This window comes from Proteus faecis (genome assembly GCF_030286765.1).
Classification (GTDB): Bacteria; Pseudomonadota; Gammaproteobacteria; order Enterobacterales; family Enterobacteriaceae; genus Proteus; species Proteus faecis.
Genome location: NZ_JASVWV010000003.1, coordinates 69,207 through 84,244 on the forward strand (window position 1 = coordinate 69,207; position 15,038 = coordinate 84,244).

Annotated in this window: 8 protein-coding genes; 6 read left to right on the top strand and 2 right to left on the bottom strand. The window is 39.0% G+C overall.

The genetic code is table 11. The annotated features are described in order from the left end of the window. Window positions 1-149 precede the first annotated feature (149 nt). Entirely contained in the window at window positions 150-1,613 is a 1,464-nt protein-coding gene (mgtE, locus tag QSH13_RS05915) for a magnesium transporter (protein WP_109398429.1), read from the top strand. 71 nt (window positions 1,614-1,684) lie between these two features. On the opposite strand, the gene QSH13_RS05920 is transcribed toward mgtE, so the two are convergent. Further along, the gene (locus QSH13_RS05920) at window positions 1,685-1,906 is read right to left on the bottom strand and encodes a hypothetical protein (RefSeq protein ID WP_109398430.1); all 222 of its coding nucleotides are present in this window, start codon (window positions 1,904-1,906) and stop codon (window positions 1,685-1,687) included. Window positions 1,907-2,678: 772 nt separating this feature from the next. On the opposite strand from QSH13_RS05920, the gene QSH13_RS05925 reads away from it, so the two are divergent. Next, window positions 2,679-4,052, top strand: coding sequence for an MFS transporter (locus tag QSH13_RS05925; RefSeq protein WP_185902028.1), 1,374 nt, complete (start codon window positions 2,679-2,681; stop codon window positions 4,050-4,052). A 135-nt stretch (window positions 4,053-4,187) separates the two neighbouring features. On the opposite strand, the gene dtpA is transcribed toward QSH13_RS05925, so the two are convergent. Next, complete coding sequence (gene dtpA / locus QSH13_RS05930) at window positions 4,188-5,654, bottom strand: dipeptide/tripeptide permease DtpA (RefSeq protein ID WP_286038925.1); 1,467 nt, start codon at window positions 5,652-5,654, stop codon at window positions 4,188-4,190. A 561-nt stretch (window positions 5,655-6,215) separates the two neighbouring features. Here dtpA and QSH13_RS05935 point away from each other — a divergent pair. Genes QSH13_RS05935 through baeS form a run of 4 tightly spaced genes read left to right on the top strand, consistent with a single transcriptional unit; the run spans window position 6,216 to window position 15,035 of the window. After that, window positions 6,216-7,451: an MdtA/MuxA family multidrug efflux RND transporter periplasmic adaptor subunit gene (locus QSH13_RS05935; protein ID WP_109395688.1), complete on the top strand. Its 1,236-nt coding sequence runs from the start codon at window positions 6,216-6,218 to the stop codon at window positions 7,449-7,451. Continuing rightward, window positions 7,451-10,582: an MdtB/MuxB family multidrug efflux RND transporter permease subunit gene (locus tag QSH13_RS05940; RefSeq protein WP_196544697.1), complete on the top strand. Its 3,132-nt coding sequence runs from the start codon at window positions 7,451-7,453 to the stop codon at window positions 10,580-10,582. Before QSH13_RS05935 ends, QSH13_RS05940 begins: the two co-directional genes overlap by 1 nt. Further along, window positions 10,579-13,662: a multidrug efflux RND transporter permease subunit MdtC gene (gene mdtC, locus QSH13_RS05945; protein ID WP_109406672.1), complete on the top strand. Its 3,084-nt coding sequence runs from the start codon at window positions 10,579-10,581 to the stop codon at window positions 13,660-13,662. Before QSH13_RS05940 ends, mdtC begins: the two co-directional genes overlap by 4 nt. Then, window positions 13,659-15,035 (top strand): envelope stress sensor histidine kinase BaeS, encoded by a 1,377-nt coding sequence (gene baeS / locus QSH13_RS05950; protein ID WP_286038926.1) that lies wholly within the window; start codon window positions 13,659-13,661, stop codon window positions 15,033-15,035. Before mdtC ends, baeS begins: the two co-directional genes overlap by 4 nt. Window positions 15,036-15,038 lie beyond the last annotated feature (3 nt).

Consider the following 15,038-nt stretch of genomic DNA (forward strand, 5'->3'; position numbering starts at 1 on the left):
AGGTTTGATTTGTGACCATAATATGAACATCACCAACGCAATATTGTTCAAGATTCATATATTTTATACGGAGAAGACCGATAATCATCCTAAAATGGAATAATTAGTGTCAGTGGTTATCTCCCTCGTAAGAATTAAAAAGGAATAACATGTCTCAAACAGCTATCAACAATGATACTGCGGCTGCCATCAATCCGTATTCACAAAAAGTGGCACACCTGCGTCAGCAAATTTTGAGCATCTTTCTCGAAGATGAACGTTTTGTTGAAACCGTTTTAGGTGAAGCTAGTGAAAATGATAGGCTGAGCCACCATGAACTTCATGAAAAAATCACCACTGTTAGAGAATTACTACAAGATCTACACGCGGCAGATATTGCAGATATTCTTGAAGCCCTTCCCTATGACGAACGTCTAGCTCTGTGGCATTTGGTTGATAATAATGAACGTGGTGCTGTTTTAGTCGAAGCTTCTGTCGCCGTTTGGGACAGTTTAATTAAAGATATGACTGACCGTGAATTATTACGATCGGTTGCCACATTACATGTGGATGAGCAAGCGTACATCGCAGAACACTTACCTCGCGATACGATGCGTCGCCTTCTTACCTATTTAGAACCAAGCCTGCGTAATAGAATAAGAGAAGTTCTGCAATATCCCAAAGACAGTGTCGGTCAGATGATGGATTTTGAGTTCGTCACTGTACGAGGGAATGTCACATTAAAAACGGTACAACGCTATCTACGCCAACGAGGCTCTATTCCTGAAGCAACGGATAAAATTTTCGTTATTGATAATAAAAACCATCTGTTGGGCGAACTTCCATTAACCACCGTTTTAACGCAATCTCCGGATAAGCTTGTCTCTGATGTAATGAAAACAGATACCGTTAGCTTTATGCCTGAAGAAAAAGGTGAAGATGCAGCGGGTGCGTTCGAACGTTATGACTTAATTTCAGCGGCAGTTGTCGATAGTAATGGTCTTCTAATGGGGCGATTAACTGTTGAAGATATCGTTGATAACATGCATGAAGAGAGCGATACCAATATTCGTCGTATGGGTGGTTTGAGTCCAGAAGAAGACGTCTTTGCGCCCGTTGGACAAGCAGTTAAAACACGTTGGACTTGGCTTGCTATTAACTTATGTACCGCCTTTGTGGCTTCTCGTGTGATTGGTGTGTTTGAACATACTATTTCTCAATTAGTCGCTCTCGCTACATTAATGCCGATTGTTGCGGGTATTGGGGGAAATACAGGTAATCAAACCATCACAATGATTGTTCGTGCTTTAGCACTACATCAAATACAAACGGGTAGTTTCTCTTTCTTGATTTTAAGAGAGTTAGGTGTCGCCCTTATTAATGGTATTGTGTGGGGAGGCATAATGGGAATTGTCACCTTCCTACTCTATGGCGATATTGCTATGGGTGCAGTCATGACAATGGCGATGGTATTAAACCTCTTAATGGCTGCCATGATGGGGGTATTAATCCCAATGACAATGATTAAATTAGGTAAAGATCCCGCAATTGGCTCAAGCGTTATGATAACCGCTATTACCGATACAGGTGGTTTCTTTATCTTCTTAGGTTTAGCAACTATCTTCTTAGTCTAAGATACGCCTTATTACACTAACGCCACTGATAATAAAATACAGTGGCGTTTTTTATGCCAATCAAATAGATATTAGGCCGTTGTAGAGAGGTAATAATAGATAAGCAACAATGCAATAATCAATGAAGTAATAAAAGTCTTTTTAAAAGAATCACTTAATAAATAGCTATCATTTTGATTGGTGTTATTAAGCAGAGTTTTTAATACTAATCCCCCACCTAATGCAACAATAGAAAACGATACGAACAGAGCAATTGCAGTTAAGAGAACAGCACTCATTGAGATAGAGACCATAAATCCTCCGATATAACAATTGGCTTACTGATGTAATTATAACCAAAGATCGTTTTTTTGATGCCTATTTTTTGTTTTTATTTTCAATCCAACTGAAAGCTCAAAAAAAACCACATTATGCATAAAAATACCAAATTAAAATTATCTTTGTAAACTAAATTGAAATCAAATTTTAACAAATTAATATTTATTGGAATTTAATTTTAACGCATCGAGATTTAACATACAGCAGAATATTCTAATAATCCATTTTCTATCAGATCATATCTTTCATTATAAATACTGTTAGCTTTCTTAATTATCTAGTAATAACTTTATTTATGGAAAATAATAAATTAAATTATTACTTAATTTCTTATTTTCCATACTTATTTAAATTTGAATAAATATATTCAACATTAAACCTTCTTTATTTAAAAACATAGAATTCTTACTTGCTTTCAATACATATAATATATTTATTATCTATTGATAAAAATTGATAATGCAGAGTTTTCTTTCAAAAAACAAAATCAACAAAGTAAACAAAACTAACAATAAATAACAAAAAGGTTAATGATGTTGTTTTAATTTCATCCACTTACATTATTAAGAGCTTCCTGTTATAACTTAAACCATCATCACAATATTATTCTTTCTTGCATAAATAGCCTTTAAATAACCTTTTGCTGTTATTTATTTTCACTCTATTTCATTTGCTAATTTAAAAAGAATTTAATTGTGATCTTATTACTTATTTATTTTATCACGATGATTATTATAGGTTGTTATTATGACATCACAATCACACTCCACTCAGCCGTTGAGTCAACCTACGGCAAGACCATTGAATCGCAACGACTATAAAACGTTGGGTTTATCCTCACTAGGAGGAACATTGGAGTTCTATGATTTCGTGATCTTCGTGTTCTTTACGAAAACATTGAGCCACTTGTTCTTTCCTGGTGATAACGCCTTTATTGCACAAATGCAGACATTAGGTATCTTTGCAGCGGGCTATCTTGCTCGCCCTTTGGGTGGCATTATTATGGCACACTACGGAGATATTATTGGACGTAAACGTATGTTTACCTTAAGTATCTTCTTAATGGCTGTACCAACATTAGTTATTGGTTTATTACCAACTTATGCCAGCATTGGTATTGCAGCACCATTATTGTTGTTATTAATGCGCATTATGCAAGGTGCCGCTATTGGTGGTGAAATGCCGGGTGCTTGGGTGTTTATCGCAGAACACACACCAAAACAACGTTATGGCTTAGGCGTAGGAACATTAACCTCTGGCATTACTGGCGGTATTTTATTAGGTTCAATTGTGGCGATTATCGTTCAACGTAGCTATACAGCCCAAGAAGTGAATGATTTTGCATGGCGTATTCCCTTTATTTTAGGGGGTGTTTTTGGCTTAATCTCTGTTTACTTACGTCGTTTTTTACAAGAAACCCCTATCTTTAAAGAGATGGCAGCAAAAAAAGCGTTAGCACAAGAAATGCCTGTGGTTTCAGTTATTAAAAATCATAAACAAGCGTGCTTAATTACTGCTGCATTAACATGGTCTTTATCAACAGCTATTGTTGTCACCATTTTGATGACCCCCGGAGTCATTGTTGAAGGGATCTATAAAATTGATAGAACAACGTCATTAGAAGCGAACTGTGTTGCAACATTAACCTTAACCTTAGGTTGCATATTCTGGGGTTGGATTGGTGACAAATTAGGAACACGCGCATCAATGACATTATCATGGGGTGGTTTAATTGTTACTGCATTCCATTTTTATGGCAGTTTAGATGTAGCAATGTCCGGTTTCCAGTTGGCGTTTAACTATGCTCTGATGGGCTTTTTTGTTGGAGCAATTGCAACTACACCTATTGTTAGCACAAGAGCATTTCCACCCTCAATTCGTTTTTCTGGTTTGTCTTTCGCTTATAATATGGCTTATGCCTTGTTCGGTGGATTAACGCCAATGTTAACAGGAATATGGTTAGAAAAAACCGCAATGGCAGGTGCTTATTATGTTGCTGGTGTTTCTGCCTTAGCTATCGTGGTTGCATTCTTACCTTTAGCCTATAAAGGCTGGACCGCGGTAACACCGAAAGTTAGAGAGAAAGAAGTTGCATTACAAATTGATAAAGTTGTTAGTTAAGAGCAACTCATTATCACCCTCTCCAGTTCAATACAGCTCCCTAATAGGAGCTGTATTTTTTCTATATACAACAAAAAAGGATGCCTTATAGCATCCTTTATTTTTCTTAAATTTTTTGTTTTTCAATAAAACAAATTATTGTGTCATTTTACTTAGCATAGGTGCTGTGATCAGCATTAGAATTGCGATAACGCCTGTTACAATACCGATTTGTAAGAATACACTACTATAAATTTCTAATGAAGCGTGAGCACTTTGTACATCTTCCGGTACAGCCATTAAACTCGCAACTTTACCTGCAATAATTGCAGCAGCTGCCGAAGTTAAGAACCAAGCCCCCATGATAAAGCCCATTAAACGCTGTGGTACAAGTTGAGCAACCATAGCAAGACCTAACCCTGAAATCATTAGCTCACCAATACTTTGGAAACCATAACTTGCAACTAACCACCATGAAGACACAATACCCGCTTCATTTGCCATGCTTGCACCCAGTGGTAGCACTAAGAATGCGGTCGCACTTAAAAACATCCCAGCGGTGAACTTATAAGGCATTGGCAGTTTGTCGCCCATAAAGTTATATACAGCCGCTAAAAGTGGACTTGCTAACATGATCCAGAATGGATTAAGTGATTGGAATTGCTCTGGTTCAACACTGAAGCCTAACAGAGAATGTTCTACGTTATGAATTGCGAAGAAGTTTAAAGATGTTGGCATTTGATCATAAAGAACAAAGAATACCACAGCCTCAACCATCAGTAAGAATGCAACAATCATCTTACGACGTGCCACACCTTTCATCATAAAGGTTTCACGCGCAAAAATCAGGATGATACCTAGTGAAATGACCGCTAAAGACCAACTTGCCACTTCATTATTATGTAACAACCAAGTCGATACTGCCGTTAAAGCAACGATACCCACCAGCGTTAACAACAATTTTGAATAATTAAGTGGTTCAAAATCAGGTCTAGAACCTTTATCTTTGATCCAACCACGACAAACCATAAAGTTTGCCAAAGTGATCAGCATCCCTACAACACTTAATGCAAACGCAACATCCCAACCATAATTAGCCGCTAACCATGGTGTTGCTAACATAGATAAGAATGAACCGACATTAATAGACATATAGTACATAGTAAATGCACCGTCTAATTGCGGATCATCCTTCTCATAGCAAGTTGCTAATAATGAAGATGGGTTAGCTTTAAATAAACCATTACCCACTGCAATTGTTGCTAATCCCCAATAAATCACATCTTTATCGTGATCAGAGAATGCCACCATCGCATAACCAATTGCCAGTACGATCGCGCCAAGAATAATAACCCTTTTAGTACCAAGGATTTTATCCCCAAGCCATCCACCGATAGCAACAAAACCATAAACTAATGCGGTAAATGCAGCAAAAACAGTGATTGCTTCCGCTTCACCCATCCCCAGCATTTTAACCAAGTAAACGGCCATGATCCCTTGCAGACCGTAATAGCCGAAACGTTCCCATAATTCGATTGAGAAGATGAGATAAAACGCACGAGGCTGTTTAAATGCATTCAGACTCGGTTTTTGTCCATCATCAGGTGTGTTTGCAGTTGACACTAAAAACCTCTAATTATTCTATTACGCCTTTATAGTTAGGCTGATTTTTACAAAATTTTCGTTATTCAAGACAGAGTTAAAGCTCGGTGAATTTCATACTGGATTGTTATTCTTTGAAAAGAGTTCAACGCAGAGAAAAACAAGGTTGGCATTCTATCACTGGAAAGAATAATTATCTAAGAATTATAACTAACTATTGCGTTTTATCATAGTTACAGGCATTTGTACAAAATAGTTATGCGGTTAAAAAAACATCAAACAAAATAACTCACTGATAATAAATAAATTATTTTTCACTTAATTATCCCTATATAAACAATTAAGCTACGCTACTGCTTATCCCTTATTTGCTAAATTATCTCTTATTGAATAACAACGATAAAATAATGCCAGTAGCAATTTGTTTTAATTGATTAAAATAACATCAACAAAACACATTCCTTGACTTAATTTCCATATTTCCTCCATTTTTAACTATGAAGAAACAGGTAGAATGTCACCATTCCAGATTTTCATTTCAGTATTTCTGATTAGCTAGTTGCCAGTGGGATCACAAAAGTAATGAATAAAAACAAAAGTGCTAAAAAAAGAGTTTCTCTCATTATCGCTTTAATCGTCGTAATCGCAGGGGCTTACGCCTATTGGCAATTTAATGCAGCAAAAACCGCGTCGCCTGAAAATAAAGGGGCTCAAGTAACTAACTCACAAAATCGAGGTACATCTGGATCTCGACGCCCTCCTTTACCACCTGTTCAAGTTGCAACATCAACACAAGAGGATGTACCTCAATTTTTATCTGCTTTAGGGACAGTAAAAGCCACTAATAGCGTAACCGTTACGAGTCGTGTTGAAGGTCAACTAATGGCGTTACATTTCACAGAAGGACAACACGTTCAAAAAGGTGATTTATTAGCTGAGATTGATCCTCGTCCATTTGAAGTTCAATTAGCCCAAGCCAAAGGGCAGCTTGCAAAAGATCAGGCCACATTAGCAAATGCACGTCTTGATTTAGCGCGTTATCAGAAATTAGCGAAAACCAATTTAGTCTCACAACAAGAGCTAGATAATCAGCAAGCTTTAGTCAAACAGTCTGAGGCCAGTATTCGTATTGATGAAGCCACTATCAGTAATGCACAACTGCAACTCACTTATAGCAAAATCACCGCACCCATTTCAGGTCGAGTAGGGTTAAAACAAGTTGATGTTGGTAATTATATTTCTGGTGGTTCATCTACGCCTATCGTTGTTATCAATCAAATGGATCCTGTTGATGTGATTTTTACATTGCCAGAACAAGATCTGGCGAATGTTATTCAAGCACGTAAAAACAATACAAATTTACCAGTCATCGCATTAGATAGAAATAATCAGTTTGAATTAGCTAAAGGAGAATTATTTAGTGTTGATAACCAAATTGATGCAACAACTGGCACCATTAAATTAAAAGCACGCTTTCCACAACAAGAGACAACGTTATTTCCTAACCAGTTTGTAAATGTGCGTCTTTATGTCACCACATTAGAAAAAGCGGTGGTTATTCCTAATGCAGCTCTACAAATGGGTAATGAAGGCCACTTTGTTTGGGTTGTGGATAGTGAAAATAAAGTAAGTAAATTACGTGTTGAAGTTGCCTTACAAAATGCGGAAAAAGTCGTAATAGCATCCGGTTTATCCGCTGATCAGCGCGTTGTAACCGATGGTGTGGATAGATTAACACAGGGTGCAAAAGTCGATATCGTGACACCAACGGCACCAAAGACTAAAGAAAATAACCGTGTTGTTGCGGAGAAAGCATAATGACCGAAAAAACACACGGTACAGGTGGCGGCCCCTCTCGCTTATTTATTCTGCGCCCTGTTGCAACAACCCTTTTTATGGTTGCCATACTCCTAGCTGGGATTGTCGGCTATCGCATGCTCCCCGTCTCAGCATTACCTGAAGTTGATTATCCAACAATTCAGGTCGTTACGCTTTATCCCGGAGCAAGCCCTGATGTAATGACATCAGCAGTTACGGCTCCATTAGAGCGCCAGTTTGGGCAGATGTCTGGATTAAAGCAGATGTCGTCACAAAGCTCTGGTGGTGCTTCAGTGATCACGCTGATGTTCCAATTAACATTACCATTAGATGTTGCAGAGCAAGAAGTACAAGCAGCGATAAATGCAGCCACTAATTTGCTACCATCCGATTTACCTTACCCACCAATTTACAGCAAAGTAAATCCAGCTGATCCGCCTATTTTAACCTTGGCGGTTACTAGCTCAACATTACCGATGACACAATTGCAAGATATGGTTGAAACCCGTATCTCACAAAAAATTTCACAAGTTAATGGCGTCGGTTTAGTGGCTTTAGCTGGTGGTCAGCGCCCTGCTGTTAGAGTTAAACTCAATGCACAAGCCGCTGCATCTTACGGTTTAGATAGCGAACAAATTCGTGTAGCAATCAATAATGCGAATGTTAACTCAGCGAAAGGAAGCCTTGATGGGCCAACTCGCTCTGTAACGCTATCCGCTAATGATCAGATGAAATCATTAGAAGATTACCGTCAATTAATCGTTACTTATAAAAATGGCGCACCAATTCGTCTATCTGATATCGCCACAATAGAACAAGCACCTGAAAACAACCAACTAGGTGCATGGGCAAATAACAAGCAGGCGATTATTATTAATATTCAACGTCAACCTGGTGTTAACGTCATTGATACTACTGATAATATTCGTAATTTATTGCCTGATTTAGTCTCTAATTTACCAAAATCCGTTAATGTTGAAATTTTAACAGACAGAACCACTACGATCCGCGCTTCAGTTAAAGATGTACAGTTTGAACTTGGATTGGCTATCGCTCTTGTGGTAATGGTCATTTATCTCTTTTTACGTAATGGTGTCGCAACCTTAATTCCAAGTATTGCAGTACCGCTTTCATTAGTAGGTACGTTTGCAGTAATGTATTTTTGTGGATTCTCCGTCAATAACCTCACCTTAATGGCTCTTACTATTGCCACAGGCTTTGTTGTCGATGATGCGATTGTTGTGATTGAAAATATTTCCCGTTACCTCGAACGTGGTGATAAACCGTTAACAGCCGCCCTAAAAGGGGCTGGTGAAATTGGTTTTACCATTATTTCGCTTACCTTCTCTCTTATTGCCGTACTGATCCCATTGTTATTTATGGGTGATATTGTTGGTCGTTTATTTAGGGAGTTTGCAATCACCCTTGCTGTCGCCATTCTAATCTCTGCCGTGGTTTCGCTCACATTAACGCCAATGATGTGTGCTCGATTGCTAAAACCTGAAAATGAAATCAAACACAATCGTTTTGAAATGGCGTGCGAACGTTTCTTTGAAAGAATGATTGCGGTGTATGCCGTTTGGCTTAAACGTGTTTTAAACCATCAATGGATAACGCTTGGCGTAGCACTTAGCACATTGATGCTAACTGTATTGCTATATATGTTTATTCCTAAAGGCTTTTTCCCATTACAAGATAACGGGCTATTGCAAGGAACCATTGAAACCTCACAATCCATTTCTTATCAAGCAATGGTAGAAAAACAGCAACAAGTCGTTGATAAATTAATTGATGATCCAGCCGTTGATAATATTGCCAGTTTTGTGGGTATTGATGGCAGTAACGCAACACTCAATACTGGACGACTACAGATCACGCTAAAACCCCTTGATCAGCGTGATGATAGGATAGATGTGATTATTCCTCGTTTACAAGCGCGTATTGCTTCTATTGCGGGAATGACTCTTTATCTGCAACCGACTCAAGATTTAACCATTGATACGCAAGTTTCTCGTACTCAGTATCAATTTACATTACAAGCAACATCATTAGATGAGTTAGCTTATTGGGTACCTAAGCTCTCTCAAGCACTAAAAGATAGCCCTGAATTGACTGATATCAGCAGTGATTGGCAAGATAACGGCATGATGGCATATATCAAAGTGGACAGAGACTCAGCAAGTCGTTTAGGTATTTCAATGAGTGAAATAGATAACGCACTTTATAATGCTTTTGGTCAGCGTTTAATTTCAACTATCTACACTCAAGCCAATCAGTATCGTGTGGTATTAGAACAAGATATTCGTAATGGTGATGGATTACAGGCACTTTCAGCCGTGCATTTAACGGGTAAAGATGGTGCGATGGTACCTTTATTATCGATTGCATCCGTAGAGCAACGTTTAGCGCCACTCTCTATCAATCATCAAGAGCAATTTCCTTCAGCAACATTCTCATTTAATGTCGCAGAACAATCCTCTCTTGAAGAAGCGGTGAAAGCAGTAAAATTGGCTGAAGAGCAAATCTCTATGCCAAGAGATATCACCACCCAATTCCAAGGTGCGACACTGGCATTTGAAAGTGCGCTTTCAAGTACTTTGTGGCTGATTATCGCGGCAATTGTAGCTATGTATATTGTATTAGGAGTGCTATATGAGAGTTTTATTCACCCTATTACGATTTTATCGACACTGCCAACAGCCGGCGTCGGCGCATTATTGGCTTTAATAGCCGCAGGCAATGAGCTGGATATTATTGCAATTATTGGGATCATCTTACTTATCGGGATCGTAAAGAAAAATGCGATCATGATGATAGACTTTGCCCTTGCCGCTGAACGAGAACAAGGTTTAACACCTTACGATGCTATTTATCAAGCGTGTTTATTACGTTTCCGCCCAATCTTAATGACCACAATGGCGGCGCTTTTAGGTGCGTTGCCTTTAATGTTAAGTACCGGTGTAGGGGCTGAATTACGTCAACCATTAGGGGTTTGTATGGTTGGTGGCTTAATTATGAGCCAAATCTTAACCCTATTTACAACACCTGTAATTTATCTGTTATTTGATAAATTATCGCTCTACATCAACCGCAATAAACATGTTGAGAATAATAACGAGGCTGTATCATGAAGTTCTTCGCCCTCTTTATTCAACGACCTGTAGCAACCACATTACTGAGTTTAGCAATTTCTTTATGTGGTGCCTTAGGGTTTATGTTGCTTCCGGTTGCCCCATTACCCCAAGTTGATTATCCGGTTATTAATATTTACGCTTCATTACCGGGGGCATCACCAGAAACCATGGCATCTTCTGTGGCAACACCACTTGAGCGCTCTCTAGGGAGAATTTCAGGTATTGATGAAATGACATCAAGCAGTTCGCTTGGAAGTACCAGTATTACGTTAGTGTTCGACTTAAACAAAGATATCAATACAGCCGCTCGTGATGTACAAGCGGCATTAAATGCTTCGCAAAGCTTATTACCATCAGGTATGCCAAGTCGCCCGCGTTATTATAAATCGAATCCTTCTGATGCACCGATTATGATCTTAACGCTCACCTCTGACACCCAAAATACAGGGGAGCTTTATGATCTCGCCTCAACAAGGTTGGCACAAAAAATTTCTCAGATTGAAGGTGTCAGTGAAGTTTCTGTCGGTGGTGGCTCATTACCGGCGATACGTGTCGCCCTCAATCCTGATGCGTTATTTAACCAAAATGTCAGCCTTGATGATGTTAGAAAAGCAATTAACCAAGCAAATGTGCGCCGACCTCAAGGCTTTGTAAATAATGACGAAAGGCGTTGGCAAATCCAAACTAACGATGAGCTGAGTAAGGCGGCTGAATATCGCCCTGTGATCGTACATTACAATCAAGATGCCGTTGTGCGTTTAAGTGATGTGGCACAAGTTACCGATTCTATACAAAACTCTCGAGCTGCCGGAATGAGTGGCGGAGAGCCTGCTATTTTGCTGGTTATTCGTCGTGAAGCTGGTGCCAATATCATTGAAACCGTCAATCGTATTCGTGATGAGCTTCCAGAATTACGTGAGCTGATCCCTGCAAGTGTTGATTTAAAAGTTGCACAAGATAGAACCCCCACTATTCGCGCTTCATTAGCTGAAGTTGAACGTGCATTAGCTATTGCTGTGGCGCTGGTCATTTTAGTTGTGTTCTTATTTTTACGCTCAGGTCGCGCCACGCTGATCCCTGCAGTTGCGGTACCCGTCTCATTAATTGGTACTTTTTCAGCCATGTACCTTTGTGGCTTTAGTTTAAATAACCTTTCATTAATGGCATTAACCGTAGCCACAGGCTTTGTAGTTGATGATGCAATTGTGGTGCTTGAAAATATCTCTCGTCATATTGAGAATGGTTTAAAACCTAAAGATGCCGCCTTGAAAGGGGTCGGTGAAGTTGGTTTTACAGTCCTTTCAATGAGTATTTCTCTTGTTGCCGTTTTTATTCCATTACTATTAATGGATGGTCTAGTCGGGCGATTATTTAAAGAATTTGCCATCACCTTAACAACCGCTATTGCAATTTCGCTGTTTGTTTCTCTAACGCTCACCCCCATGATGTGTGCCCATTTACTAAAAGGGATGAAGCCTAAAGCACAGTCGCATTTACGGGGTTTTGGCAAGTTACTTTTCCGTCTCCAACAAGGTTACAGCGTCACATTGCAAGCAGCGTTACGTCATCGACGCTGGGTTATGGCTATTTTTCTTGCCACATTAGGCTTAAATGCTTATTTATACATCAGTGCACCCAAAACATTTTTCCCTGATCAAGATACAGGACGTTTAATGGGATTTGTGCGTGCAGACCAAAGTATTTCATTCCAATCAATGAAAGAAAAAATGACCCGCTTTATGCAAGAAATTAATGCAGATAAAGACGTTGATAGCGTAACGGGTTTTACTGGCGGGGGGCGTATTAATAGTGGATTTATGTTTATTTCCCTCAACCCACTGTCAGAGCGTACTGATAGCGCAAACCAAGTAATTAATCGCCTACGAACAAAATTAGCCAATGAACCTGGCGCTAACCTCTTTTTAATGCCAGTGCAAGATGTTAGAGCGGGTGGACGCCAAGCAAATGCCAGTTATCAATTCACATTATTAGCTGATGATTTGAGCGAGTTGCGTAAATGGGAGCCCATTGTTCGTAAAGCGTTAGGTGAACTGCCTCAACTTGTAGACGTTAACTCTGATAAAGAAGATAAAGGCGCAGAAATGGCACTAACTTACGATCGCGATACCATGTCGCAATTAGGTATTAATGTTAGTGATGCCAATAATCTACTAAACAATGCTTTTGGTCAGCGTCAAATATCCACCATTTATGCGCCACTAAATCAGTATAAAGTGGTGATGGAAGTCTCAGAACAATATACTCAAGATGTCTCTGCATTAGATAAAATGTATGTGGTCAATAATCAAGGTGAACGTATCCCATTATCCACATTTGCGAGTTGGTATCCTGCTAATGCGCCATTAAGTGTTAATCACCAAGGATTATCTGCATCTTCAACTATTGCCTTTAATATTCCAGAAGGCTATACATTAGCAGATGCCATTAATTCTATTGAACGCACAATGACAGAATTAGGTGTACCTAATACCGTCAGAGGTACTTTTGCTGGTACCGCACAGATTTTTCAAGAAACCATCAAATCACAGCTTATTCTTATCTTAGCGGCGATTGTAACGGTCTATTTAGTATTAGGTGTGTTATATGAAAGTTATATTCATCCACTGACCATTTTATCTACCCTACCTTCCGCGGGTGTGGGCGCCTTATTAGCGTTACAGCTTTTTAATACACCTTTTAGTCTGATTGCACTTATTGGCATTATGCTACTTATTGGCATTGTGAAGAAAAACGCCATTATTATGGTGGATTTTGCAATTACAGCCCAACGTGAAGGCAAGTTGTCAGCTAAAGAGGCGATTATTCAAGCCAGTCTATTACGTTTCCGCCCTATTCTTATGACAACACTCGCCGCACTATTTGGTGCATTACCACTAATGTTAGGTAGTGGAGATGGCGCAGAGTTAAGACAACCTTTAGGGATAACAATTGTAGGTGGTTTATTAATGAGCCAGCTACTGACCCTTTATACAACTCCGGTTATTTATCTATTTTTTGATGGATTGCGTGAACGTTGGCAACAACGACGTATCAGCAAAAAAGAGGCAAGTGCATGAAATTGAGAAGCAAGCTGTTCTTAGTGGTTTTTGCTACTTGTATGGTTGTTGTTCTCGCCATGCATATCGGTATTCGAGGTAGCTTCCAGCAAGGATTCATTGGTTATATCAAGAAAAACAGTGAACAGCGTGCAACTCTTTTAGCTGAAGCCTTAACTGAACAATATGCTTTAACGGGAGATTGGCGTTTCCTCAATAGAGATGATCGCTCTCTTTATCAAATATTACGAAGTATTGATCAAATAAGCCAAAGTAGCGAAGGACCGCCTCCTAGAGGTTGGCGTACACAATTTTGGATCGTTGATAAAGAGATGAAACGTTTATTTGGGCATGACAATCAATTTCCCGCAGAAACATTTAAAAAGCCCATTACCTTTCACGATGAAATTGTTGGATGGGTGATTGTCAGCGCGGCAGATAAAATCAGTAATGAGGCCGATATTAGCTTTGATAAGCAACAACTGCGTACTAGCTGGATAATTGCAGGTTTAACCGTTCTTTTTGCTTTATTGATCACTCTTATTCTTTCTCGCAATATGATACGCCCTGTTAAACGTCTTGTTGAAGCGACACATAAATTAGCAGCGGGTGACTTCTCTGTTCGCGTAACACCCTCAAGCAAAGATGAAATCAGTCAACTTGCTACCGACTTTAATCAACTTGCCAGCACACTAGAAAAAAATGAACAAATTCGTCGTGATTATATGGCAGATATCTCACATGAATTGCGAACCCCTCTTGCCATATTAAAAGGTGAACTTGAAGCGTTACAAGATGGTGTCAGAAAGCCCTCAACAGAGACGCTAAATTCCCTTTTATTTGAAGTTACAAATCTAACCAAATTGGTTAATGATCTCCACCAACTATCATTATCAGATAGAGGCTCTTTAACTTATCGTAAAGATTTTATTGATATCAATGAAGTAATTTTATTGGCTGTGGCTTCTTATCGTCATACCTATCAAACTAAAGATATTACTTTACTTACCGAATTAGATGATTCATTCCCACTCATTGTGCAAGCTGATCCTGATAGGTTGATCCAGCTTTTCCATAATCTGCTAGAGAATAGCGTACGCTATACTTATTCAGGTGGACAATTACATATCAGCACAAAAAAAGAGCAAAATCATGTTTTTATTTCATTAGAAGATAGTGCTCCAGGGCTAGACAGTGCTCAATACAATGCTGTTTTCCAGCGCTTTTATCGTGCAGAAAATTCACGAAATCGTGCAAGTGGAGGCTCAGGTTTAGGTCTTGCGATTTGCGAAAATATTGTTGAAGCTCATAATGGTAAGATAAGTGCCATGCCTTCCTCTTTAGGTGGCGTGAAAATCCTTATAGAATTACCCGCATATTCTGATGATCTTTAAGCC

Bases quoted from the DNA above. Each gene is read 5' to 3' on its own strand.
- QSH13_RS05940 (WP_196544697.1), top strand. From the start codon at position 7,451: ATGACCGAAAAAACACACGGTACAGGTGGCGGCCCCTCTCGCTTATTT.
- mdtC (WP_109406672.1), top strand. From the start codon at position 10,579: ATGAAGTTCTTCGCCCTCTTTATTCAACGACCTGTAGCAACCACATTA.
- mgtE (WP_109398429.1), top strand. From the start codon at position 150: ATGTCTCAAACAGCTATCAACAATGATACTGCGGCTGCCATCAATCCG.
- QSH13_RS05935 (WP_109395688.1), top strand. From the start codon at position 6,216: ATGAATAAAAACAAAAGTGCTAAAAAAAGAGTTTCTCTCATTATCGCT.
- baeS (WP_286038926.1), top strand. From the start codon at position 13,659: ATGAAATTGAGAAGCAAGCTGTTCTTAGTGGTTTTTGCTACTTGTATG.
- QSH13_RS05925 (WP_185902028.1), top strand. From the start codon at position 2,679: ATGACATCACAATCACACTCCACTCAGCCGTTGAGTCAACCTACGGCA.
- QSH13_RS05920 (WP_109398430.1), bottom strand. From the start codon at position 1,906: ATGGTCTCTATCTCAATGAGTGCTGTTCTCTTAACTGCAATTGCTCTG.